Annotated in this window: 22 protein-coding genes and 1 pseudogene; 10 read left to right on the top strand and 13 right to left on the bottom strand. The window is 42.5% G+C overall.

The features are described from left to right. Nucleotides 1-78 precede the first annotated feature (78 nt). The gene (locus GGD38_RS22725; RefSeq protein ID WP_375301501.1) at nucleotides 79-774 is read right to left on the bottom strand and encodes an alpha/beta fold hydrolase; all 696 of its coding nucleotides are present in this window, start codon (nucleotides 772-774) and stop codon (nucleotides 79-81) included. A 532-nt stretch (nucleotides 775-1306) separates the two neighbouring features. On the opposite strand from GGD38_RS22725, the gene GGD38_RS22720 reads away from it, so the two are divergent. Next, nucleotides 1307-1630, top strand: a complete 324-nt coding sequence (locus GGD38_RS22720; RefSeq protein WP_375301500.1) for a hypothetical protein — start codon at nucleotides 1307-1309, stop codon at nucleotides 1628-1630. 10 nt (nucleotides 1631-1640) lie between these two features. Here GGD38_RS22720 and GGD38_RS22715 read toward each other — a convergent pair whose 3' ends face one another. The 7 genes from GGD38_RS22715 to GGD38_RS22685 form a co-directional block, all read right to left on the bottom strand. After that, a complete protein-coding gene (locus GGD38_RS22715) occupies nucleotides 1641-3071 on the bottom strand; it encodes a RagB/SusD family nutrient uptake outer membrane protein (protein ID WP_375301499.1) in 1431 nt (476 codons plus the stop codon). 10 nt (nucleotides 3072-3081) lie between these two features. After that, nucleotides 3082-5226, bottom strand: coding sequence for a hypothetical protein (locus tag GGD38_RS22710; RefSeq protein ID WP_375301498.1), 2145 nt, complete (start codon nucleotides 5224-5226; stop codon nucleotides 3082-3084). Between the two features lie 3 nt (nucleotides 5227-5229). After that, nucleotides 5230-6330: a TonB-dependent receptor plug domain-containing protein gene (locus GGD38_RS22705; protein WP_375301497.1), complete on the bottom strand. Its 1101-nt coding sequence runs from the start codon at nucleotides 6328-6330 to the stop codon at nucleotides 5230-5232. A gap of 411 nt (nucleotides 6331-6741) precedes the next feature. Continuing rightward, nucleotides 6742-7986 carry a FecR family protein gene (locus tag GGD38_RS22700; protein WP_375301496.1) on the bottom strand — a complete coding sequence of 415 codons (1245 nt, stop codon included), beginning with the start codon at nucleotides 7984-7986 and terminating at the stop codon, nucleotides 6742-6744. 142 nt (nucleotides 7987-8128) lie between these two features. Then, nucleotides 8129-8740 (bottom strand): RNA polymerase sigma factor, encoded by a 612-nt coding sequence (locus tag GGD38_RS22695; protein WP_375301495.1) that lies wholly within the window; start codon nucleotides 8738-8740, stop codon nucleotides 8129-8131. A 285-nt stretch (nucleotides 8741-9025) separates the two neighbouring features. Beyond that, on the bottom strand, nucleotides 9026-9637 hold the full coding sequence (locus tag GGD38_RS22690) for a hypothetical protein (protein WP_375301494.1): 612 nt from the start codon (nucleotides 9635-9637) through the stop codon (nucleotides 9026-9028). Between the two features lie 56 nt (nucleotides 9638-9693). Continuing rightward, nucleotides 9694-9966, bottom strand: a complete 273-nt coding sequence (locus GGD38_RS22685) for a hypothetical protein (protein ID WP_375301493.1) — start codon at nucleotides 9964-9966, stop codon at nucleotides 9694-9696. Between the two features lie 218 nt (nucleotides 9967-10184). Here GGD38_RS22685 and GGD38_RS22680 point away from each other — a divergent pair, with 218 nt between their 5' ends. Both GGD38_RS22680 and GGD38_RS22675 read left to right on the top strand, forming a co-directional pair. Then, nucleotides 10185-10790 (top strand): GDSL-type esterase/lipase family protein, encoded by a 606-nt coding sequence (locus GGD38_RS22680; RefSeq protein WP_375301492.1) that lies wholly within the window; start codon nucleotides 10185-10187, stop codon nucleotides 10788-10790. A gap of 45 nt (nucleotides 10791-10835) precedes the next feature. After that, entirely contained in the window at nucleotides 10836-11561 is a 726-nt protein-coding gene (locus tag GGD38_RS22675) for an esterase family protein (RefSeq protein WP_375301491.1), read from the top strand. A 6-nt stretch (nucleotides 11562-11567) separates the two neighbouring features. Here GGD38_RS22675 and GGD38_RS22670 read toward each other — a convergent pair whose 3' ends face one another. Beyond that, the gene (locus tag GGD38_RS22670) at nucleotides 11568-13271 is read right to left on the bottom strand and encodes an ArnT family glycosyltransferase (RefSeq protein ID WP_375301490.1); all 1704 of its coding nucleotides are present in this window, start codon (nucleotides 13269-13271) and stop codon (nucleotides 11568-11570) included. Between the two features lie 111 nt (nucleotides 13272-13382). After that, nucleotides 13383-14006, bottom strand: coding sequence for a phosphatase PAP2 family protein (locus GGD38_RS22665; protein ID WP_375301489.1), 624 nt, complete (start codon nucleotides 14004-14006; stop codon nucleotides 13383-13385). A 189-nt stretch (nucleotides 14007-14195) separates the two neighbouring features. Here GGD38_RS22665 and GGD38_RS22660 point away from each other — a divergent pair. From GGD38_RS22660 to GGD38_RS22635, 6 genes and pseudogenes are all read left to right on the top strand, one after another. Then, nucleotides 14196-14300: pseudogene (locus GGD38_RS22660) on the top strand (RagB/SusD family nutrient uptake outer membrane protein); the annotation flags it as partial. A gap of 23 nt (nucleotides 14301-14323) precedes the next feature. After that, nucleotides 14324-15160: an endonuclease/exonuclease/phosphatase family protein gene (locus GGD38_RS22655; protein ID WP_375301488.1), complete on the top strand. Its 837-nt coding sequence runs from the start codon at nucleotides 14324-14326 to the stop codon at nucleotides 15158-15160. A 119-nt stretch (nucleotides 15161-15279) separates the two neighbouring features. Further along, entirely contained in the window at nucleotides 15280-15849 is a 570-nt protein-coding gene (locus GGD38_RS22650; protein ID WP_375301487.1) for a helix-turn-helix domain-containing protein, read from the top strand. A 154-nt stretch (nucleotides 15850-16003) separates the two neighbouring features. Then, a complete protein-coding gene (locus GGD38_RS22645) occupies nucleotides 16004-19321 on the top strand; it encodes a SusC/RagA family TonB-linked outer membrane protein (protein ID WP_375301486.1) in 3318 nt (1105 codons plus the stop codon). A 93-nt stretch (nucleotides 19322-19414) separates the two neighbouring features. After that, nucleotides 19415-20995 (top strand): SusD/RagB family nutrient-binding outer membrane lipoprotein, encoded by a 1581-nt coding sequence (locus GGD38_RS22640; protein WP_375301485.1) that lies wholly within the window; start codon nucleotides 19415-19417, stop codon nucleotides 20993-20995. 8 nt (nucleotides 20996-21003) lie between these two features. Next, the gene (locus tag GGD38_RS22635; RefSeq protein ID WP_375301484.1) at nucleotides 21004-21282 is read left to right on the top strand and encodes an HD domain-containing protein; all 279 of its coding nucleotides are present in this window, start codon (nucleotides 21004-21006) and stop codon (nucleotides 21280-21282) included. A gap of 110 nt (nucleotides 21283-21392) precedes the next feature. Here GGD38_RS22635 and GGD38_RS22630 read toward each other — a convergent pair whose 3' ends face one another. The 3 genes from GGD38_RS22630 to GGD38_RS22620 form a co-directional block, all read right to left on the bottom strand. Next, nucleotides 21393-21728, bottom strand: coding sequence for a hypothetical protein (locus GGD38_RS22630; protein WP_375301483.1), 336 nt, complete (start codon nucleotides 21726-21728; stop codon nucleotides 21393-21395). A 205-nt stretch (nucleotides 21729-21933) separates the two neighbouring features. Next, complete coding sequence (locus GGD38_RS22625; RefSeq protein WP_375301482.1) at nucleotides 21934-22719, bottom strand: hypothetical protein; 786 nt, start codon at nucleotides 22717-22719, stop codon at nucleotides 21934-21936. Further along, nucleotides 22716-23030 (bottom strand): MauE/DoxX family redox-associated membrane protein, encoded by a 315-nt coding sequence (locus GGD38_RS22620; RefSeq protein WP_375301481.1) that lies wholly within the window; start codon nucleotides 23028-23030, stop codon nucleotides 22716-22718. Before GGD38_RS22620 ends, GGD38_RS22625 begins: the two co-directional genes overlap by 4 nt. A gap of 524 nt (nucleotides 23031-23554) precedes the next feature. Here GGD38_RS22620 and GGD38_RS22615 point away from each other — a divergent pair. Next, nucleotides 23555-24160: an RNA polymerase sigma factor gene (locus GGD38_RS22615; RefSeq protein WP_375301480.1), complete on the top strand. Its 606-nt coding sequence runs from the start codon at nucleotides 23555-23557 to the stop codon at nucleotides 24158-24160. Nucleotides 24161-24175 lie beyond the last annotated feature (15 nt).

Here is a 24175-nt window from a genome sequence, read left to right as displayed (position 1 = left end):
TTGCCGGGGGAAGGAAACTGAATGAGATGTAAAATATTTATAAAACATTTACCGGATAGGTGAATGTTTTTTTTGTTTTCAGGCTTTTTCGTTTATAAACCTCCCGATCATTTCCGCCAAACACGACAGATCTGCCTGCTCAAAGGCATGGGGTGTGCCCGGGAGAACGCCAAGCTGGGCATTGGGCAGCTGTTTGTAAACGGCTACCGTTTCGTCGAGGGTAACCATTTTATCGCGGTCGCCTAAGAGTAACAATGATGGCGTGGTGATGGATGGATAATCTTCTGGCTGCAGGGTGTTTTGGTTGCCCAAATGGGTGAGGAGTTCTTTTGTTTTGTCCAACAAAAGCAGCCAGTCGTTGGGGGCATGGCGTTGTTGCAACTGGGCGGCAAAGGCCGGCACCTTTTCCTGTATGGTTTTACCGTCGAGCATCTTCACTTCGCGATTGGCGGTTTTGTCGTCCCAATGAAATTTAGTGGCCAGCGTTATAAGTCTATTGATTTTGTTAGGAAAATGTTTAGCCAGGTACATGGCCGCGTATCCCCCCATGCTGTAACCGAAGATATTAGCCTGCTCTATATTTGATTCCTTCATATACTCCGCTATCTGTTCTGCAAATAATGGTATGGAAAATGCTATATCAGGGAACGGTTTGCCACCATGACCAGAAAAATTAAAGCTATGAACATGAAAAGTATTTTGTAATCTTGTTGCGAGTGGTTGCAATTGGTCTTTACTGCCAAGAGCGCCGTGTAATAAAAGGAGGTGTTGCATTGTAGTTATTATGAATTTCAAATATAAAAAATCAATTACAAGTGTAAACACATTACAGTAAGATATGATAAAGAAGTTTATGCATTCCAGCGTTATTCATTGCAAACTATTATTCAGTGCTTTGTATGTAAGTGTTTCTATTCATGCGGTATCACTAAATTTAAGATACCTTTTGTCAAATCAATTAGTACGTTGTTTAATATAATACGGGGGTTCTCTTTAGCTGTGAAAAAGTGTTTGTCAGCTACATAAAATAAGATGCACTAACCTACCATTAACTTGTACCATGTACCAATACCTTTGTAGCGATATTACACTTTCTCTCATCTGTATTTCCCTGCCATTAAATACAATGTGATCCAAAAGATTGCCTTATGCAAGTGTTAGCCTTATGCCATGGTACCGGCGTAGCAGGCTTCCTGTTGCCCTTATATTGGATTGATGAAATAACAAAATTGTCCATGCTGCGTTGACGCAATGCCGTATGGGAGAAATATGTTTTTTATTATTTACACATAAAACCGAATCAGTTATGAAAAAGATCATCGCATTCTTTGTACTTGCTTGCGCTTTCACTGTTGCCAATGCAAACATTAATGCAAAAACCACTGCTGCTTTCGTGCAACCGTTTAGCCAATCGTACGCTTTGTCAAACGACTACCTATGGTTTACCGACATCGACCTTACAGACCCGGCCGGATCTTATTGTGACATTTGGAGGGAAATGGAAAGGTTACGTAGGGTGTTTCCTAACTACTCGTTTTCTCATTACAATTACGGAGGCTTGCTTGAATTTGAATTTGGTTTTTCAGCGCCTTTGTATTTTGCTACCATATATAGTGACCTCAATAAGTAATTAGCGGTTACTAGTTATAGCCGTCATTTTGGATCAATGCCGGGTTGCGAATTATCTCGTCTTTCGGGATTGGCCAAAGGGCCGCAGTAGGCTTCCAGGTAGCAGGCCGGCAAACAGGCATCACCTCATCAATTCTTTTTTCACCGGGATGTGTAGCCGTACGGGCCGGTAACCGTTTCAGATCGAACCAGCGATGGCCCCATTCTGCAAAGAATTCCACGCGCCGCTCCTGTTCTATGGCTGCAAGCGCCTGGCTTTGGGTGGTAATGGTCGTCAGGTCTGGTAACCCCGCTCTTTTCCTTACCTTATTCAGGTCACTGACCGCATCGGGCAACTGATCTAACATTGCCCGGGCTTCCGCGCGAATACAATATTGTTCTGCCAACCGCAGCACCATATTGTATTCTTCCCGCGGAGTATTGGTGTTTAATCTGTATTTATAAGGCGAGTTGTATTGTTTGCCACTGCTGGTTACCGTTCTTATCCATAAACGCCGGGCATCACCCGCTTCAATTCTTTTCATTGTGGTATCGCTCAAAATAAAAGCTGGTCTTCCATTGGGTACCACCGGTACAAACATGCCACCTTCTGCGGTATTATAAGTATCCATAATTGTCATAAACTGTAGAATGGCTTCTTTGCTGTGATAGCGGAAGGTTTGCGCCAGACTGGTTTCCAGTTGATAAATATCTGACTCAATTACAGCGGTGGCTTCTGATGCCGCGTTGCTCCATTGTTCATTGTACAAATAAACCCTTGCTAACAGCGCCTTTGCTGCCAATCGATTCACCCGTACCCGAGCCAATGAATCAGTAGTTGTTACATATTTATCTGTTAATAGGTTCTTTGCCTCTATAAGGTCACCAGTTATTTGATTATATACTTCTGCTACCGGTGTTCTCGGTTTAGTGGCGTTTTTTGTATAATCAGTATTTAATGCTAATGGCACATCTCCAAATAAATTAACCAGGTAAAAGTAGCTGAAGGCGCGCAAGAAATAAGCTTCTCCCATTAGCTGATCACGCAAAGATGGGTTAACTGCTTTAGAACCGGTTAGCCCTTCAATCAGGTCATTGCATTGATAAATATAGCCATAGGTTACCGTCCATATACTCCATATTGGTTTATTGTCGGTTTGTATTGAGTTTATTAAAAAGGGTTGATCTGTATCTAATACTGTTGTGCGGTTTAATTCGTCAGAAGCAAGACCGCAATAACGGCTTATGTAACCATTGAATGGCCCAAAATTGTACATTATATTATAATAAAGGCCTATCAATGCCGCTTGTGCCAGCGAATCACTTGCGTATACTTGCGGCGTGGTCACTTGATTAGTCGGCGAGCCGGCGTCAAGTAATTTATTACAGCTTGTAGCGGGGAATAGACCAATTATAAATAGAGTTATAAAAGCCCATTTGTATTTATACCTTAAAATGAACATACTCTACAGTTTATAAAGTTACTTGTACACCGATGGTTATCGTTTTTTGCAAAGGCAAGCTAAACGGTACCTGTAATTCCGGATCAGCGCCTTTAAAAGGCGTTATGGTAAATAGGTTATCGGCGCTTATATATATGCTTGTACCTTTTATATGTTTTTTCTTACAAAACTTCTCCGTAAAAGTATAACCCAATTGTGCATTTTTCAATCGCACATAAGAGGCGTCTATCAATAATGCATCTGAGTTTACCCAGTTTGGGATTGAATTTTTTATCGATCCAGAACTCAATGTACTAACCTTTTGCCAGGTAGCCTGATCACCCCGTTGCCGCCAGCGGTTGTCCAGTTCTGCTGGCAGATTGCTGTAAAAGTCAAGGTCGGTTTGACCTGGTGTGCTTGTACTGCTATTGTAAAAGTAAGATGAAAAGTGCGGCGCTTTTTGCTGACGGAATTCCAGATAAGTGTCCAGATAAAATTGCTGGTAATGAAAAAGGTTTCGAATGCCGCCAAAAAATACCGGATCATAACTGATGGCTATTTTCTCGTTTGGATCAGCTACAGTAAACAAACCGGTTGCAGAATCAACCCCTGTGTAATGCTGTACGATCAAAATATTAAGCGGTTTTCCGATCATGAGTTTACTAGCATAAGCTGAATTTTCCAGGTCGTTGAATTGCACCAGTTTGTTTTGCGGTATAGCCAGGTTCAGTTTGCTGCACCACATAAACTTACCCCAGCTCTTTTTAAAAACCGCGTCCACTTCAATCCCTGTATTTTGGATGGTTGCCGGAAAGTTTTGAACTATATTGCCATAACCTGTTTGTGTAGGCAATTTATAATTAATAAGTTGGTTCTTACTTCGATTGCGATAACCAATAACATTGGCACTGAAATAGTCGTTAAAGCGCAGTTCAATACCCCCTTCCAGTTTGCGGGTAACTTCCCATTGATAGTAAGGGTTGGCCAATCCCTCGGGGAAGATACCGGTTATTGCCTGGTATTGTCTTAAGGCTTTGCCCCACGTATTCAGGTAAGCATAATCGCCAATCTGGTCATTACCGGTGGTGCCGTAACTTGCGCGCAACTTGGCATAACTGTTAGCGCCTTTTTCATTCTCTTTTTCCCAAAATATCCAACCCGCGCCAATAGCGCCAAAATTGGCATACCGGTTCTCCGGCCCAAAACGCGATGAACCATCACGTCGTAACGTTAAGCTTAGAAAATATTTGTCTTTAAAATTGAACTTAACCCGGCCAAAGGTGGAAAGGAATAAATACTTTGATTTATCGGCTGAATACTTTGAGCCTTGCGCTGTTTCAGGAATACCCAGTAACTGATCGTTGATGTAACCGGTATCCTCACGGCTCCAGCGGTCGTTTAGTTGTGATGACCAGCTGGTGCCAATCACGCCATCTACCCGTATCTTATCCCCAAGCGAATCGGTATAATGTAAGGACGGCTCAACAATCCAGGTAGTAAAGATATTTTTGGCTTCACTATAGGTACCAGTTGGATTTAACTTAGGATCAAAAGCGCTCATGGGCTCTTTACTTCTTTCCTGCACCTTGATCTCATTATAACCAACAGAGGTTTCCAGCCGCAACTTCCGCATTAATTTATACTGTACATAGGCATGCAGTAAGGAGTTGCCGGTTTGTATATTATCGTTCAGCCTGAAATAACTTAAGGGGTTACGAAAATGCACGCCGTTGCCCTCCCAAACTAAATTACCGGCTTCATCTTTTAATTCAGGTGCATTGGGCGCCAGCAGTGTAGCATTCATTATGTTTTCGGTCAACCATTTGTTTTCTGTAATGGAGTAGGAGGCTGTTACCCCTGTTTTTAGTTTCCGGTTCTTTGAGCGGTAATAAAAATCTGATAACAATGACCATCGTTTGCCGTATACATCCGAAGGTAATGCGGCTGTCTGGCTGCCATAACCACCATTTACCATCACCTGAAACAACGAATCGCCCTGGGAGAAAGAGAAGTGCGTATTCATGTTATTGCCTGTTCCCCCAAGTATCAACTTATTCATATCTGTATACCTGTTCTGGTCCCACAATACCAGGTCGGGTGCTTTAGCGGCAGTAATAGCTATGCCATCGTTTGTAAATGCTTCACGCCGCATTTGCAGGTATTGTTCGGTATTCATCAATTACATACCGGGCAGCGAACGCCCTATACCATAAGAAGCCGAAACCGTTAACCGTGGTTCTTTGGATGTTCCTTTTTTAGTGGTGATCAATATAACGCCATTGGCGCCACGGGCACCATACATGGCAGTGGCTTCTGCATCTTTCAACAAGGTGATGCTTTCAATGTCCAGTGGGTTAATAGTAAAGAAAGGATCAAAGCCCGTGGCAGAAATGCCTGGCGCCTGTGGTTCGCCTACCATGGTAGTTAACTGGTTCACCGGCCGCAGCAATGGCGCCCAGGGTATACCGTTAACAACAAAAAGCGGACTGCTGGAGGGCCTGTAGTTTAATTCAGAACTTGAGCCCAGTGAAGTAGGCCCTCTGAATTGAAATTTATGCGTAGTGCCGGCGAGGCCGCTGGTAGGTGGCGCAAACACGCCCGATAAATTTTCCTGGGCAATACGCAGCACATCACCAACAGGTACACCGCTTAACCGCACCTGGGCCACACCTGCTGTGTTACTTTTTTCCCTGGTTGAATAACCCCTTACGATGGCCACATCCATGTTGGGGTTTTCCAACTGCATATGAACGATGAGGACCTTATGGCTGCTATGCCAGGGAATAAGTACAGGTTTATAGCTGATGTAAGAGATCTCGAGCGTATCGCCAATGCTCCACTGTATATCAAATTCGCCGGCGTTATTAGTGGCAATACCGGTACGGCCCGGCCGTAATGTAATTGATGCAGCAGGTAATGAGCGTGAAGAATCGTTCACTACTATACCTTCAACGCGGAACACAAATTGTGCGCGGCTATTTTTAATTTCCTCCGGTGTTTTCTTTCTTACAGAATGCCGGTTGGCCATGAATTCGTATGTGAGATATGGTTGCACTGCAAATATGCGTGGTAGTGTACTATCGGTAAATGGCAATAGAGGTACCCTAACCGGCTCGGCCAGTTTGTAATTCTTTTTATCCATCACCACAGTTACACCTTTCTGTTTCAATATTTTTATAACCCTTTCCAGGCTTATGCCGGGCGTTCCGGGTTCATCATCCTGACCTTTTGCTACACTAAAACAGCACACCATAACCAAATAACCAAGGACCTTCTTCATACGGTGTATATTTCCGGTATTATATAGGTTATGAAGTTAAAAAAATGACGACGTTTTAACAGTTCTTTTTTTAGCAGGCAGGAGCGATCGTTAGATAGAACACAGTTGACCATACAAGTAGTTAGTTTCAGTGTGAAGCAATATAATTAATAATGCCCGCTATTGCCAGATAAACGTCTGGAAATAGCAGGCGATAAGGCTAACAAATCACAATTACGGCTGCCCGAAAGCAGCTATCGGGCGGGAATCCTGTGCTTGTGTGGTATAAAGAGGAATGCTGTGCAGCATTTTACAGCTACACAGCGATTTCTTTTGATCAAAGGAGGTTTAATGGAGCCTAATGGTATTCTCTGCGAAGTACAGCCTGGACAAGTTCTTCAGTTTTTTATGTTATTGTTTATATGTTTAAGGTTAATTGTTTTTTGCTTTGGCCACCACGGTATGTCCATCCAATGTGAACAGTACGCTTTCGTTTGTGGTGTTCAACAATTTCAGTACGTCGGCCAATGATGCTGTTTTATCTACGTTACCCGTTAATGTGGTTTCAGGGGTACCTGGTTCAACCCTGGTATCAACAATATACCAGCGTCCTATTTGTTTCAGTATCGATTGTGCCGTTTCGCCTTCAAAATTGATCATGCCATTCTTCCATGCAAGTTGTTGCAATACTTCTTCCTTGCTTTTGGTTTTAATAGCTATGCCTTCGCTGGTAACTATGGCCTGTTGATTGGGCTTTATGTTCTTTTGCTCAGTACCGTTCTGAATGGCTACAGCGCCGCTTACCAATGTGGCAGTTACTGCATTGTCGCCATCATAGGCCTTTACATTGAACTTAGTGCCCAGTACTTTTACCTCAGTGCCATCAGTTGTAAGCACACGGAAAGGTTTTGCCTTGTTTTCGGCCACCTCAAAATAACCTTCGCCTTTAATTTCAACCGTACGATCATTGCCATTAAAAGCGGCCGGGTATTTTAATGATGAACCGGCGTTTAACCATACCCTGGTACCATCGGCCAACGTTACCTTGTATTCGCCACCATATGGTGTTTTCAGGTTATTGTCCAATGTTGTTACGGCCTGCTTATGGTTATCAGATATTTTATAAACGAGTTGGTTGTCGCTTTCTTTACTGATCTCCATTTGGTCCTGGTAAGCAATAATGCCAGGCCGTGCGGTATCAAGGTCGATCTCTGTTTTGTTAGCCAAAGTAAGCAGCGCTCTTTGTCTGCCAGGTTCAATTGGTTTCTCTGCTACGGCAGGTATAGTGCCGGCTGCGTTTGGTTGCTTGTTGTTATTGATTAGCTGGTAAAGGGCGATACCGCCTATAATACTACCTGTTAATATAGCGGCGACCATCCAGGTGCGTTTGCGGCGGTTACCTGTTTGCATTTGAACTACGGGCGCTTCTTCCTGAACCGGAACCGAAAGCGAGTGGGCGGCAACGATGCTTTCCCATACAGCTTCCTGTTTGCTTTCCAGTTTGTCGTAAAGAGCTGCGTATTCCAAAAGCCGGGGGTCACTTGTGTCAACTTTCATATAGTCCAATGCTTTGCCAGATGTCCACTCCTCACAAATTTCCTGTTCATCGCTACTCAAAGGCGCATCATCGGCTTTACCCAATGCTAACTGGGCTATATTGCGAGATAGTGCTTTCATGTGTTCGATTTGTAAGGTGTTTGGTAATAAGGTTTAATGTTAACTTTTAAGAGGCCCCCTTAGATCAACATGTAGTCTTCTATTTGATAAAACACCCGATCTAAACCAAACATTAAGAAATTGGAGAACATTTTTTTTATTGTTACCCAAAACATATCCTGATAAGTAAAGCTAATAGTAGAAGTACGACAGGAATGTCATATTTATCCCCGTTCTCTTCCATGAACTTCTTCAGGGCCTTCAGCCCTTTCGACCGTTGCGTATATACCTGGTTCATGCTAATATTCAACTCTTTAGCAATTTCGTCGGGTTGCAAATTCTTCATATAAAGCCTGATGACCGATTCGCATTGTTTCTCCAGCTTCAGGCTCGAGAGGGCGATATCGATCAGCTTACGCATATAATCCATTTCATATTTCTTATTAACAGTGGGCTCTTCAACCGTAGGCATTTCGTCCTGCAGCTTCTTTTTCAGTGGATCATCTTTCTTTGCCACCCGCCGTAAATAATTAAGCGCACTATTTCTTACTGAGATATATAAATATGCCTGTAATTGCTCAATAGCATTGAAATTGAGCTTCTTGCCAAACAACTTCCTGATAGCGGAGATAGCAATATCTTCTGCCTCATCTTCATCCTCGGTCATACGAAAGGCGAATATCGTAAGGGGTTTGAAGGTAGCATTGAATAGCTCCTTATACGCTGCCGGATCCTCATTGTTTAATTTAGCAAGAAGGTCGTTCGTGATATGCATTAGCATTTCATTTAATAAATGAGCGATAAAGGGGAATAAAAATAAAGCCCGAAAGATATCATCTTTCGGTAACGTAGCATTGTTTCCACGCAGAAGAGTTACACGAACTTTGGGGGAGAATAAGGCCTGGACGACGCAAGATTAATCAAATAATCCATCAAATGCAAACAATCGTTTGCGTTATTTTTTCATCTAAGACATAATACTTATATGAAAAATGTGCCTGTTAAACATATTCCGATATGTCGCTGGTTTGTTAGTGTTTTTATATAATATCTATTTATATTATCTGCCGCTCAAAATAACGGTGGTTGCCGTTTCAAACAGATCGCGTTCCTTAGCCCGTAATGTATAATGTAAACCGGCCAGTTCGGGCAACAGGCTTTCGCGCGAAATAACAAGGGCATCGGGATGCGCTGTTATTACTTCATTCAGTTGCCCGGGCGTATCGATGTTTTTAATGGGTTTGTTTAAATAGAAGTTATAGGCCGGATTATATATCTTATATGAATACACCTGCTCGTCTTTATGCAACAGGTGAACCGTTTTGGTAACCGGGTTATGTTTATAAACGGCGGGGTAGCCAATGGCCAGGAATAATAAATTAAAGACAGAGTAACCGCCTATTATTATATGCATGGCTTTTTTCAAACCTTCCTTTTTAAAATAATACCAACTGGCTGCCGATGTAAGCAGGGGTACCACAAACAAAAATGCCCAGCCTTTAAATTGTTGGGTGGCTGTTTCAAGCCCCAATCCAATAAAGGCTGCTGTAAGTAACAAGGCATTTATAGATACCAATACCCATAATGGATATTCTTTTACTTTTATTTGCCCGGTTATAACCTTGTTTAGAAAATACCCAAACAACACCGCTACAAAAGGATAGCAGGGCATGGGCTAGTTGGGCAGTTTGGTGCCTGAGATACTAAAGAATACGATAAACACAACTGTTACATACATGCAAAGCCGTACCAGGGTGTTGCGGTGGTAGCTGCGTATTTTTTCGATAGTTCCCCAATAAAAACAGAAACCGGCAATAGTCCTAACAAAACAAACATGGGCACCATTATAAATAGCCCGCCATGGCCTTCCATAGGTTCGCCAAAACGGTTGAAATTATGCCGGAAGAAAAACTCTCTTGTGAATTCACCATTTGTTGCCTTGTGTATTATGACGTACCAGGGTGCGGCAACCATGCCAATGATGGCAACGTACAATAACATTCTCCATGATAACAACAGATCGTATTTCTTTTGCGAAAGCACCCACCATACCAATGCGGCGGCAGGCAGTGCAAACCGGTTTTTATCAAAGCTATCTCAACTATGCTATCTGAATGTTACAGCAACGTTATCAGTTTATTATGCGGTTTATGACGATTATATCCTATGTAATTGGTAATTAATGTAATTTCGACGCTGATTATTAAGCAATAAAACAAATGAACTGGTACGAGAACGACGTTAAAAAACTGGAATCATTAAAAGGCACATTACCCTATACGCCCGAAACTATTTTTTATGGCAGCTCAACCATGCGGTTATGGGAGGGTATGTATGAGGACCTGAAACCGCTTCAGCCTGTAAACCTTGGTTTTGGCGGGTCAACCCTGGCGGCCTGTGTTTGGTTTTTCGATCGTATAATGGAGCCTTATGCGCCCAAACATTTTGTATGTTATGCCGGTGAGAACGACCTCGGTGATGGCCGTACGCCGGAAGAAGTGTATATATTTTTCCGCCAGTTTCAGGCTTGTTTGCAAAAACGCTTCCCCGATGTGCCATTGACCTATATTTCAATAAAACCCAGCGTAGCCCGCTGGAACCTCGAAAAGCAGGTACGCTATGCCAATGAGCTTATAAAAGCAGAAATTGAAAAAACAAATGGCCGCCAACACTTCCTCAATATTTTCGATCACATGCTGAACGCCAATGGGCAGCCGGTAAAAGAATTGTTTGAGTCCGATGGTTTGCATTTGAGCAAAAAAGGTTATCTTTTATGGAAAGAAATTTTGCTCAATCATTTTGCATCGGGCTTTAAGATTTCATAACAGGTACGATACATCTTTTTACTGAATTTGTGTGTCTAGAAAAGCATGACCAGAAAATACTATAAGTGGTTTAGCCCCTCGTTGTACAGGCATATGGAATTGCTTGCTTTTGGTCATGGCGGCGCTTCGGTGCTTTTCTTTCCCACCCGCACTGCCCGGTTTTATGATTATGAGAACTGGAAGATCGTTCATGTGTTGCAGGATAAAATTGAAAAGGGACAGCTGCAATTGTTTTGTGTTGACAGTGTAGATATTGAAAGCTTTTATGCGCAGGTGCCGCCCGCCGATAAAATTGCCCGTCACCTGCAATACGAGCGCTATATTCTTCAGGAAGTGCTTCCGCTTATTATGTTCAGGCCCAATTTCACCGGGCTGATATCGGCAGGGTGCAGCCTGGGTGGTTACCATGCCGTGAACATTGCTTTTAAATATCCCGAGTTCTTCAATAAAGTGGTGTCTATGAGCGCCCGCTTCGATCTCACCCTTTCTGCCAATACTTTCCCAGACCTGTTCAATGGGTATGTTGATGAGAATATCTATTATAATATGCCCAGTATGTACATGCCTAATTTAACCGACACCTCTGTACTCGATAAAATACGGAAACAGTCAATATGCCTGGCCGTGGGCCGCGAAGATCCCTTTTATGATAACAACAAACATTTAAGCGCGGTGCTTAGCGATAAAAAAATTGATCACTCCCTGTTTGTGTGGGACGAAGAAGCACACCGGCCCTATCACTGGCGTAAAATGGTGCAGCTGTATTTGTAACACTTCTTACCGCCTGGCCAGTACGCCGGGCTGTATGGTGGCGATCACCATATGATCAACAGCTTGTTCGCGGGTAACTTCATTAAGAAATTTTCCGTTGAGGCGGCTGATAGAAAAATTCGGAAGCTCCAATGTGATGTGTACCGGATAATTCATGTTTTTCAGTTGATCGATCTTTTCGCGGGATGCATATACAACGATCTCCTTTTGCATGTTATTCAGATACTGAGCATCTATCCAATGAATTTGCCCCTTGTAATAGAATTGAAATGAATATTCCGAGGATCCATCTCTAAACATATAAACATCCTGCGGGCCGGTGGTGTTTAAAGATCTGGCCGCTTCATTGCCGCACTGGTATTGAAAGAGCTCAGGATAGAACAGTGTATTCAGGAACAGATTTACCACCATAATTATTCCGAACGACCGGGCAATAAGATGTTGTAATGCATTGCCGGGGAAAAGGCGGTTCAAGGCAAACGCCAAAACCGCCAGCAAAATAATGGCCGGGACCTTGTACGGCAGCCCCGCAAAAAATGCAAGACCAATACAGGCAACTATAAGCAGGTAGAACAAAGTATTTTGACTGTAAACAATAGTTTTTAGCAGCGTATTGTTCTTTAGGTTCAGCAGCCAGTTGGCAACAATAATAGCAAAGAATGGGTACAGGATATTTAAATAGTGCGGTAGCTGAAACCGGCTTAATGAGAACACGAGGAACCCCGCAATGGAAATACCGCTACAGATATAATTACCCGACGGTGTAATGGCTCTTTTATAATTTTTGATATACGACCCTGCCAGCAAAAAGAGAATAATTGACCACGGCAAAAAAGCCCATATAAGCGTATGTACATAAAACAGTTTGTCGCCTGCGCCTTTTATTGGGCCGGTATTAAAGAAGCGGCCAAACTGGCTATCCCAAAAAAAGAACCGGATGCCTGATACATTGTGCTGCCCAAATATCAGCTTCTCCGGATGTTTGTCGAATTGGACGTAAAGGGTGATCAGTTCGGGCATAATAAATACAAGCACCAACACCATGCTTACCCACCAACGATAATTAAGAAATTGTTTCCATTCCTTTTTTATTATCCAATGAATAACAAAACCTGCCATAACCATACAGGCAATAAAAATACCCTTGGTCATTATAGCGAAGGCCAGCAATAATGAACCTGCTATGTAATGTTTCCATTTATTATTACGGTAGGCCAGATAGTAATGATAGGCAGTGCCTATCATTAATCCGGTTAAATAAGGTTCGGCGCGTACATCGTTATTGGAAAGTATCAGGTGCTCAATAGAGATATAAATAAGCGTTGCCCATTGCGCAGTTTGCTTATTATATAATTTGTTGGCAAAAGCATAGGTATATAAAGCGCCGCCCAGCCAAAAGAGTAAGGCGGGAAGTTTATAAGCAAAGGAGTGTATGCCAAACAACTTAAAACTAAAGGCGGTGATCCAAAAGGGGAAATGCGGTTTGTCGAGCCAGTCGTTGCCCTCAACAAACAAATTCACATAGTCGCCATTAAGGGCCATTGTTTTTGAAATGGCGGCGTACAGTGCGCCATCAGGGGCAAGAATGGGCAGAAATAAGCCGGTGGCATTCGTTATGATACCTGCTATAACCAGCCATATGAACCACGCGTTGGTATTGGAGGGGAGCGGTAGTTTCTTTTGTTGATATGTTGATTGAACTAGAGTCATAGAGTTTATTAGGTTGAAGAAGTAGGAAGTATGAAGTAGGAAATACAAAGCGCGAGTCTCAAATTTTCGGGCTCTTCTTACTTCATACTTCTTATCTCTTACTTCTTTAAGCTATATACCTACAGCTCCCTGATTTAAAATTACTGTCTTTTTAAAGTACTTCTTATAATCACGCCTGTTCCAGTTCTCAAATAATTTAAACATGCTCAGTCCGGTAATAATACCAAGTAGAGCGCCAGCTGCAATATCAAAAGGGAAGTGTTTGCCCACATAAACCTGGGCCAGCCCTATCATAAATGCCCATAACCAAAGCCAGTACCATTTTTGGCGGGTAATATGAATAATAGAGAAGAACCAGAAAGTGGCCAGTCCGAAATGATTGGCAGCATGTGACGATGGGAATGAATATTTGCCACCGCAACCAATGATGCCGCGAACAACGGTGGTCATATCTTCATCGTAGCAGGGACGTAAGCGTACAAAATGAAATTTAAGAATGCTTGCGCTGGTGTAATCGGTGATAATAAAACATAATATGGTAAGACAAATAAATTTTAATGCAGTAGGCCTGTCGCGCCTTAAGATCCAATAAAGGATAAATATATATAATGGTACCCAGGTATACTGGTTGCGCAATAATAACATAAAGCCATCGAGCCAGCTGGCGCTCATATCGCGATGGATAAAAGTAAATGCGATCTTATCAATGTTTTCGAGCCAGTCGAATAAGTACATGGCTGGTAAATTTTAAGTTTTAAAAATAGTTGGGGCATGTGATGTCATTTTTACCAGCGTATTAACTGTGTATGATCATATACGTGGGGAAGAAATAACAAACAGTTAATCTGGCCTTGACTGTAATGTCGTTTATCCTGAAACCCGCAACGTTTATCGAACGACACGTATGGTGAGCTTACCTGGCTAAATAATGTTAGCAGAAATTTTGGCAGCGGGAAGAAGTATCTTTACCCAATACCACAAAACGACATTAATGTAAACCCGGCACTCGTACAAAACCCTTTCTGGTAATAAAACTAATAACATCAGGAAATATGGCATTAAAGAGAATCTCTGTTTTAGCAATTGCGTTTTTTTGCATGGTCATTGTGCACGGCCAGTCATTTATTGTTGGCTCATTTAATTTACGTTTCGATAACCCGCGCGACACGGGTAACCTGTGGGTGAACCGAGCGCCGGTGGTAGCCTCACTTATACAATTTCATGATTTCGATATCCTGGGCACACAGGAAGGTTTACGTAACCAGCTCGATGATATAAAGACTGCGTTGCCTGAATATAGTTTCTTTGGCGCAGGCCGCGATGATGGCCAGGCGAAAGGCGAACACTCTGCCATCTTTTACAAAACGGCTAAGTTCAATGTACTTAAAAGCGGTAACTTCTGGTTGTCTGCCACACCCGAAAAACCAGGCCCGGGTTGGGATGCACGCATAAACCGTATTTGTTCATGGGTACAGTTGCAGCATAAAAAGTCGAAAAAGAAATTCTATTTCTTTAACGTACACTATGATCACCAGGGGGTACAGGCACGCCGTGAAAGCAGCCTGCTTATACTTAAAAAAATAAAGGAAATAGCAGGCAACGATCCCGTGGTGTTTACCGGCGATCTCAATGGCAGCCATGAAAGCGAATGGTATAAAAGCCTCGAAACATCGGGCTGGCTGAAAGATACTTTCAAACAGGTGGCACACCCTTATGCCAATAATGGTTCATTTAACAGCTTTGGTAATAATCTGCAAAAAACAGAGATCATCGATCACATCTTTGTTACCGCTCCCTTCAAAGCACAAAAATGGGGAATATTGTCAGATCATTATCATGGCAAATTCCCTTCAGATCATTATCCCATTCTGGCTGTAGTTAATTTGTAATTATACTTATTAAAAAAGGTGTGGTACACTTTTAAAGTGTGCCACGCCTTTTTTAATTCTATATGTTCTACATTTATGAGCTTTTGAATTAACTTGCTCAACGATATTTAAGTATAGCTATGCACGAAGATCTGATACTGCTTATTGGGCAGAACATAAAGAGTAAACGTACAGAAAAGAACATTACACTGGAAGAACTGGCCAACAGGGCAGGGGTTACGAAAGGGCTGATCTCTCAAATAGAAAACAATCGCACGGTACCTTCTTTACCGGTGCTGTTCAATTTAATACATGGCTTGCAGGAAGATGTAAAAACATTTTTTGATGATATGCATGAGCATTTCACCAACGGGCATGTTTTAATAATACGCAAGGGCGAAGAAAAAGCCTTTGAGAAGGAACCGGTAAAAGGCTTTTCTTACAAGCGTATACTTACCAAAAGCGTTATGGCCCAGGCGGTAGACTTTGTGTTACTTGAGTTGAAGAAAGGGGCAGTGCGTAGACAAATGATACGTACCGATGCCTTTGAATGTAAACATGTGCTTAAAGGAAAGATCGAATACGAGATCGAAAAAGAAAAGTTCACGCTCGATGCCGGCGATACCTTATTCTTCGATGGCCGCGCCCGCCACCGCCTTCGTAATATTGGTAATAGTGATGCCTCTATGCTGGTAGTCTATTTCTTTTAATTCCCTCCATATATTACTTTAATATTACTATACATTAGTTTAGCTATGCTAAACAATTAATATTTTCATAAAATACCCCTAACACTCGCTTTACAGAGCCTCGATAATTTCGTGGACGAAGAATTTCTGCTCTCCTCATCCAAAAAACTGATTTATGAGGCTATACCTTGTAAAAAAAGTCACGCTTTTTTTGTGGCTGTTTATTGTCCCGTTTTTAGTTCATGCTCAGCAATCAATTACCGGAAAAGTGGTTTCCGCCAAAGACAATGAGCCCATCACAGGTGTTTCGGTACTTGTGAAAGGCCATGCTGCCGGAACGTCCAGTAACGCCAGCGGCGCTTTTGTTATTAAGGCAAAAGAAGGCGATGTACTGGTATTGAGCGGTATAGGATATCAAACAAAAGAAGTTGCCATAACCGGTAATGATATAACGGTATCGCTCACTGAATCATCAAACGGGTTGAGCGAAGTGGTGGTTACCGCCCTTGGTATAAAAAAAGAAGTGAAGAAACTCGGCTATGCCGTACAGGAAGTAAAAGGGGAAGATTTGGTAAAGGCCCGCGATCAAAACCCCATTACAGGTTTAACAGGTAAAGTGGCTGGCTTATCAGTTGGGGCATCAGCTGAATTATTACGCAAACCAACTGTGCTGCTTCGTGGTAATGAGATCAATTTATATGTGGTAGATGGTATTCCTATCAGTACCGATACGTGGAATATAAGTCCTGATGATATAGAGTCATATACTGTGTTGAAAGGACCGGCCGCTGCTGCGTTATATGGTTACCGTGCGCAGTATGGCGCCATACTGATCACCACTAAAAAGGGCGCCAAACGCAAAGGTTTCACGGTAGAGTTCAATTCGTCCAATTCTATGGATAAAGGTTTTCTGGCATTTCCGCGGGTGCAGGATGAATATGGCCCTGGCGAGAATGCCACGTATGCTTTTGGCGATGGTAAAGGCGGTGGCAAGAATGACAATGACTATGATGTGTGGGGCCCTCGCTTCGAAGGACAGCTGATCCCTCAATATGATGGCGAATATGATCCTGCGCAAACCTATGTTACTTCATTTCCCGGCGGCCACGATCAGGATTTTACTGGTCATATAAAACCAACGCCCTGGGTGGCCCGTGGAAAAAATAACCTGAACCGTTTTTTACGTACCGGTTTTCAATCAACCAATAATATAGCATTGAATGCTACCGGCGACAATTATAACCTGCGCTTCTCTTTATCGCATTCATACCAGCAAAGCTATATTCCCAATATGGACCTGAACATAACCAACTTCAATATGTATGGTGCATTCAATCCATCGTCAAAGCTAAAGATAGAAGCTAATCTGAACTATAACCGTCAGTATACGCCCAACTTCCCCGATGTTGATTATGGCCCAAATAGTTTGCTCTATAACGTTGGTATCTGGACCGGCGCCGACTGGGATGTGCAATCGCCAGACATCAAAGGTATTTGGCAATCGGGCAAAACAGGCAGGCAATCGGTATTTGCCGAATATCAACGCTACCACAATCCCTGGTTTATGGTGTATGAGTGGTTGCGCGGTCATTACAAGAACGATCTGTACGGTTATGTATCTGCGAATTATAAGCTCAACGACAACCTGAATGTAACCGCCCGCACGCAGGCTACTACTTATGGCTTATTGCGTACCGAAAAAATGCCGTTCTCGGCCCATCCGTACGGCCGTGAAGGCGCCCGGGGCGACTATCGCGAAGATCATCGCAATTTGTTTGAGAACAACACAGAAGTACAGCTTGCTTATAATTATAATGTACGCAGGTTTCTTAACCTTTCTGGTTTAGTGGGTGGCAATGTGCGGTCTTTTTTCTATAACTCAAACTTCACTTCTACCGATTACCTGAACGTGCCCGGGGTATATGCTTTCAGTAATTCTTTAAACCCTGTACAGGCAAGTAGTTTTTCGGCAGATATGCGGGTGCTGAGTGCCTATTATTCACTTGATGCTACCTTGGGTAAATATGCAACCATTTCTGCCACAGGCCGTGTAGATAAATCAACTGCCTTGCCAAAAGCGCACCCCAGTGGTTTTTATCCTGCTGTTTCTGTATCAAGCGTTTTATCAGATTATATTCAGTTGCCTGCAGCCATCTCTTTCCTAAAGGTAAGAGGTTCTTATGCTCAGGTTCGTGGCGATGCTACTTCACCAACCATTGGTATGGCGCCATTCAGTACCATTTCGGCCTTTGGAAACACACCATCGGGAAACTCATTGACCGATTACCCGCTTGATTATGGAAATAATTATTTATCTCCTTATGGCGGACCCGATTATTCGCTGCAGGCTGCATATTCAACCAGCAAGCAATACGATAACCAAACTGCAGCCGCATTCTCGAATAACATGTTCGATCCAAATATTAGAACTTTTAAGCGGGTTAACTATGAGGAAGGTATTGATATTAGGTTCCTGCAAAACCGGTTAGGATTAAGCGCTACAGCCTTTCAATATGTAGATGGTCCGCGTATTTTGCAGAACGTATCCTCACTTGCCACCGGTTACAGCGCTTATTATATAAATGCCCTGGTTACTAAAAAGACCGGCTATGAACTTACTTTGACCGGCACACCGCTCAAACTGCAAAATGGCCTGCTCTGGGATGTAATGATAAACTGGTCAACCTACCAGGACAGATATAAGGAGTTACCCCCGGGACAAACTACCTATGCTACCTTCTATAAAGTAAATGATCGCGTTGATAAATTATATACCAGCGCGTTTGTAAAGACCGCCGATGGTAAGATCGTTCATGATAATGCCGGTAAGCCGTTGAATAATCCGGTGTCGCAATTCCTGGGTTACCTGAATGCTGATTACCAATGGAGCATTTACAACAAGATCGGTTATAAAGGGTTTACACTCGGTTTTCAATTTGATGGAAGTGTGGGCGGCGTTACAACCGACTATATGCATAATAAAACCATGCGCGGTGGTCGTAATATCGAAACCGTACAGGGCGCTTTAGGTGTTGCAAGAAAAGCCGATAATGACCATGCCGGTGATAAGAATTACTCTGGTATATATGTTGGAGATGGTGTGGTGGTATCTAACAACATACCGCTTAATTACGACAACGATGGCAATATCATCAATTATAAGGACCTGCAGTTTACCGCTAACAAAACAGCTACCCATGTGCAGGATTATGTGAGCAAGTATTATGGTATTGATGAGGCTAATTTAATGAGTAAGACCTATGCCAAATTGCGTGAGGTTACGCTTACTTATAATTTGCCAACTGCCCTGCTGAGTCGCACATTCATCAACCGCGCCAGCATTTCGCTTCTCGGCCGCAACCTGATCTATTTCTATAAGGACAAACGTTTCAAAGACGTTGATCTTGACCAATACAATTATGCACTGGGTGCTACTGGGCTGCAATCGCCAACAACCCGCAGGTATGGCGTGAACCTGAATATTATTTTTTAAATGTTTCAAGTTTCAAGTTGCAGGTTACAAGGTCCTTGTAACCTGCAACTTGAAACCTGCAACTCAATATTCGTTGATTTAATAATTTTTATAATGAGACACTTTCAATATACGATCATTATTCTGGTTGTTTTAGCTGCAACCGGTTGTAAGAAGTCGTTTGACGACATGAATAAAAACGAGAACAAACCAACCTCGGTACCTGCTTCCTTACTATTGAATGGTATTTTATATAAAATGTATGATGCCCCATCGGGCATGAAGGAACGCTGGTGCCAGTATTATTGCTGTAACTACGACTATTATGGCAATAATCGCTACGATTTTGGGGCTGGCGATGATCATTATCTCACACTTAAGAATGTAGTGAAAATGCAGGAAGAGGCTATAAAAGGTGGCGCCGCACAGTTGAATCCATATGCAGCGCTGGCAAAGTTCTTTAAAGCCTATTTCTTTACCCAAATGAGTTTGTCAATGGGCGATGTGCCTATGTCTGAAGCATTGCTGGGAAGCACAAAACTTACCCCGGTGTATGATCAACAGAAAAAGGTTTTTCAACAATCGTTACAATGGCTTGATAGTGCCAATAACGAGTTGGCCCAGTTAATAGCCGCAAACGATGCGTCATTGGATGGCGACTTTTATTACAATAACAAGTTAACGAAATGGCAAAAATTGGTGAACACCTTCCGTCTGCGTTTGTTGCTGCATTTAAGCAAAAGGATCGATGATGCCGAGCTTAACGTGAAGCAACAATTCTCTGCCATTCTTTCAAACAAAAGCAAATACCCTGTAATGGAGGATGCAGGCGATAACCTGCAGTTTGTATACAAACATCCCACCAACGATTATCCAATGAGCCCCGATAATTTTGGGTTCGATGCCTTACGGTATAATATGACGGCAACGTATGTAGGTTTGCTTACGCAGTTGAAAGACCCCCGGGTTTTTGTAACTGCTGAACCCGCTTCGGCATTGGTAACTGGCGGAAAAAGCCCCGCAGATTTTGATGCATATTTAGGAGCCAGCCCGGGTGAAGATATTGGCGCTATGTACATAAAAGCAAATGGCGGACAGTACTCACTTATCAATCGTAAACATTTTTATGAGACCTATACGGCAGAGCCTTCTATACAAATTGGGTTTGCTGAAATGTGTTTCAATATTGCCGAAGCCATTAACAGGGGCTGGGTGAGCTCAGGTCAACTGGGTACAGCAGAAGATTATTATAAAGCAGGGATAAAAGCTTCCATGGCGTTTTATAATATTCCGGAGACCGGCGCCTTTGATGCATTCTTTTTGAAATCTGGAAGCCCTGGTAGTGCCAATGTAGTATATGATAAATATGCTATTGCGGTCAACTTTAATAACTATTATGCTCAAACATCTGTTGCCTATGCCGGAAACAATGCAACGGGCTTAACACAGATCCTCAATCAACGTTACCTGGCATTGTTCCGCCATTCGGGCCTGGAGTCTTACTTCACCTGGCGCCGCACCGGTGTGCCCACTTTTACTACAGGGCCCGGCACCGGCAACAGCGCCCGCATAGCCTTACGCTTTCAGTATGCGGTCTCGGAAAAAACAGCCAATACAACCAACTATACAAGTGCGCTACAAACCCAGTACAGCGGTAATGATGACATTAACGGAGTAATGTGGTTGGTAAAATAAATAAGTGTATGATCAATATAAACGCAACAAACATCGCAAACGAAGTTATTCGCTTATATGAAGAATTCGGCGGCTCTGAGTATGCCGGCGAAAAAGTAACACAGCTCGAGCACATGGTACAGGCAGCCCGGCTGGCCGAGCAGGAGGGGTATGATGAAGAAGTGATCCTGGCTGCCTTTCTGCACGACATAGGACATATTTGTGTTTCTGCGAAGGAAAATAATGCCATGGATGGCTGGGGTATAAAAGATCACGAAGAAATAGGCGCCGGTAAGTGGGGAGAATGATATGACAAATATCAAAAATGAAATAGGCTGTTTGATATTTGTCAAACAGCCTATTGTAATGTGTTAAAAGTGCTTTAAGGCGTCGTTTCCGGCAAAAACCGTATTATCCGTCAATTAAGCGACAATTCGCTAAGGTTTTGCTTTACTTCATCTTCAGTAAGATGTACATAATCGGCAAACTCTTTTATTGACACATAATCTTTCTTTTTCCGGCCCAATTCTTCACGGATCGTTTGTAGCAATCGTTGGGCCGTACGGATATTTATGCCCAGGATCTTTGTAATGTCGTTTGTATGAATGACCAGTCTTTGTGTGACTGGCTGTGGGGACGCGGATGCTTTTTTTGCGGTTTTCTTCTTCTTACCGGCAGTTTTCTTTTTCGTAGCTATTGCTTTCTTTTTTACCTGTGCAGTCTTCTTTGCAGCAATGCGTTTCTTTTTTGCCATGCTGTTCAAAACATTTAATGGTTAAGCCAATAGTGGCAGTTGGCTTACTAATCTGAGCATCGTGTACTAAACTTCCAAAGTTGCACCCTGGAAGGGGTTGACCTGAACGTGTAAATTAATTTGAATTTTGAAATCGGGCAAATAAAAATGCAGCTTTTAGCAGGGGCCTAAAAGCTGCATTGGAGAACGTAAGGGGTTAGGGGCTTTATATCGTAGTTATACTGCATCGAACCCAGTCCACCAGCACCAGGTCCCAGGTAGAAACAAGTTGTGAAAACTCGTCATCCACGCTGTCGAAGGCGGTAATGCTTAAATGGGTGATGCTATTGTTGACCAGCGTGCCGTAATATTCGTAATTGTCGGATTGTATAGCAAACCCGTTTTCGACAAAATTATTTTCTGCAATCCTTACATTGCCCTTTTTGTTTACCTGTATGGAAGCGCAAAAAGCGTCAAAAGGAATATCTATTCCCAAATGAGCGGTCTGCTGTCGAATATGTTGGGTATCGTAACCTAATAAAGGGTTTTTGCCGTTTTCGGCTAAGATAATAGGGTCTATCAACGCCAGTTCTTCCTGTATCTTGGCTAACTCAGCTGCTGGTAAAAACTCCATTTGCAACCATTGGTCGGGTGTCATATCTATAGTGAATTGCTCATAGAATGGAGCCGCAGTGGTTGACGGAATAACAGCATGCCGGGTGGGCAGATCATGACCTAATGGCGTTTGCTGTAGTTGCTCCTTGTTCAATACATGAAGCGTGAGTTTTTTAAATATTGAAAACTCATCTGAATGATGTGGTTTGGCTTTTATTACCCGCCATTCATTGCCGTCTATTGTTAGCGTTACTGGTTTATCAAATACTATTGGTAAGTGATGTAACAATACTTTATACTTTCCTATAGGTTGTTCAGTAACACCATCTATACAGGTTACTTTCACCTTCCTGGGAAACATGGTAAGGGCGGCATCTAATACTTTAGCGTAATTCATTTTTCAATGTGATAATTCAATACAAAGATCGATAATAATAATGCACTGGTGGCACAATGATTATCAGGACGCTTATGTGCAGGGGTTACCAAACATCGATAAGCTTTTATAAAAGCGAGGGCGTTTCCCGACTTGCCCTCGCTGGCTGGTATAGTCCAGGCCAATATATCGGCAAAGGGAGCAATGAAAGGAGACTCAGTTAGTCCGAAATGAAAGTTATAATAATCGAGCAGTTTTGATGAAGCTGTGTAAACGAACAGGGTAATGATCAACGTGCATATGATCATAATGACCGCGTTACTCTTTTTCATAGCATTGCAGGTTCTTAATGTTGAAGAATAAGGTTATGGTTCCCTGTAATACAACAGGGTGTTGCTACAAGATCAGTATCTCTTAAAATTTATTTTTTTACGGTTTGGAGGTCATTCATCAGGAACGGACACAATAGCTCGCCGATTTATTCAGTGAGAATGAATCGGAATAGTAAGTTCATAAACCGGATCGTGAAAGGAGGTTAGAGGGAGTGTCGGGAGCTGGCTTTAACCTCTGTGTATTATCTTATTGTAAAATTACAAAGGAATTTTATTTTCCAATGTTAAGTTTTTGTTTCGTAGCATCAGTACAAAAATGAGTTAAGCCTGTTTTACTGTTTGTTCAATATTAGCAACTGAGATAATATATTTTATGTCACCGTTACACGTAAAGTATTTATAGCAATAATTGTTACTAAAGCATATGTGTATGCTTTAGGCTTATCATGGTAGGTCTAAGTCTTATGTTTTAAATACATGTGTTCATAGTTTCATAACAGTACAATATAAATGCATTATATAATTTGCGCATTACTGTTATAGATATGTGGCAGGACCGACCAATTAAACCGCAGCCCCGTTCTTTCAATGCTGATGAGCAGGTGTTCAATGAATGGTATTATCAGCATTGGGAATTATTATTTAAGCTGGCCTGTAAAAAAACAGGTTCGGCCGAAGACGCCTATGATCTCGTGCACGACCTGTTTGCCGATATCTGGCGATCGATGCCTTCCTTACCCGATGATGCAGCCGTACGTTCATACCTGGTAGCGTGTTTATATCATAAAGTATTCAACTATTTCCGCTCTAAAGGTTTGCGTGAAAAACACTACAGGAACCTGGAGGCGTTTTTGGCGCATCAGGCCATTTCCGATCCAGATTATGCCCTTATGCAGCAGGAACAGGAGCAGGAAAATATTCATCAGGCCATTGAGAAAGAGATCACCGATATGCCCGATAAAATGAAAAGGATCTTCATTCGCAATTATTATCACGATCAATCCATTTCCGAAATCGCCGGCGATCTGTCGCTTTCGCGGCAAACGGTAAAAAATCAGCTCCACATAGCTTCTAAACGCTTGCGCCGGGCAATAAAACAATTTGCGGTACAGATATTTTTATCATGGTAATCAAGGGAATAATAG

Origin of the sequence: Niastella sp. OAS944, from assembly GCA_024809215.1 — a bacterium.
Lineage (GTDB): Bacteria > Bacteroidota > Bacteroidia > Chitinophagales > Chitinophagaceae > Niastella.
This window is presented reverse-complemented; position numbering and strand designations above follow the sequence as displayed.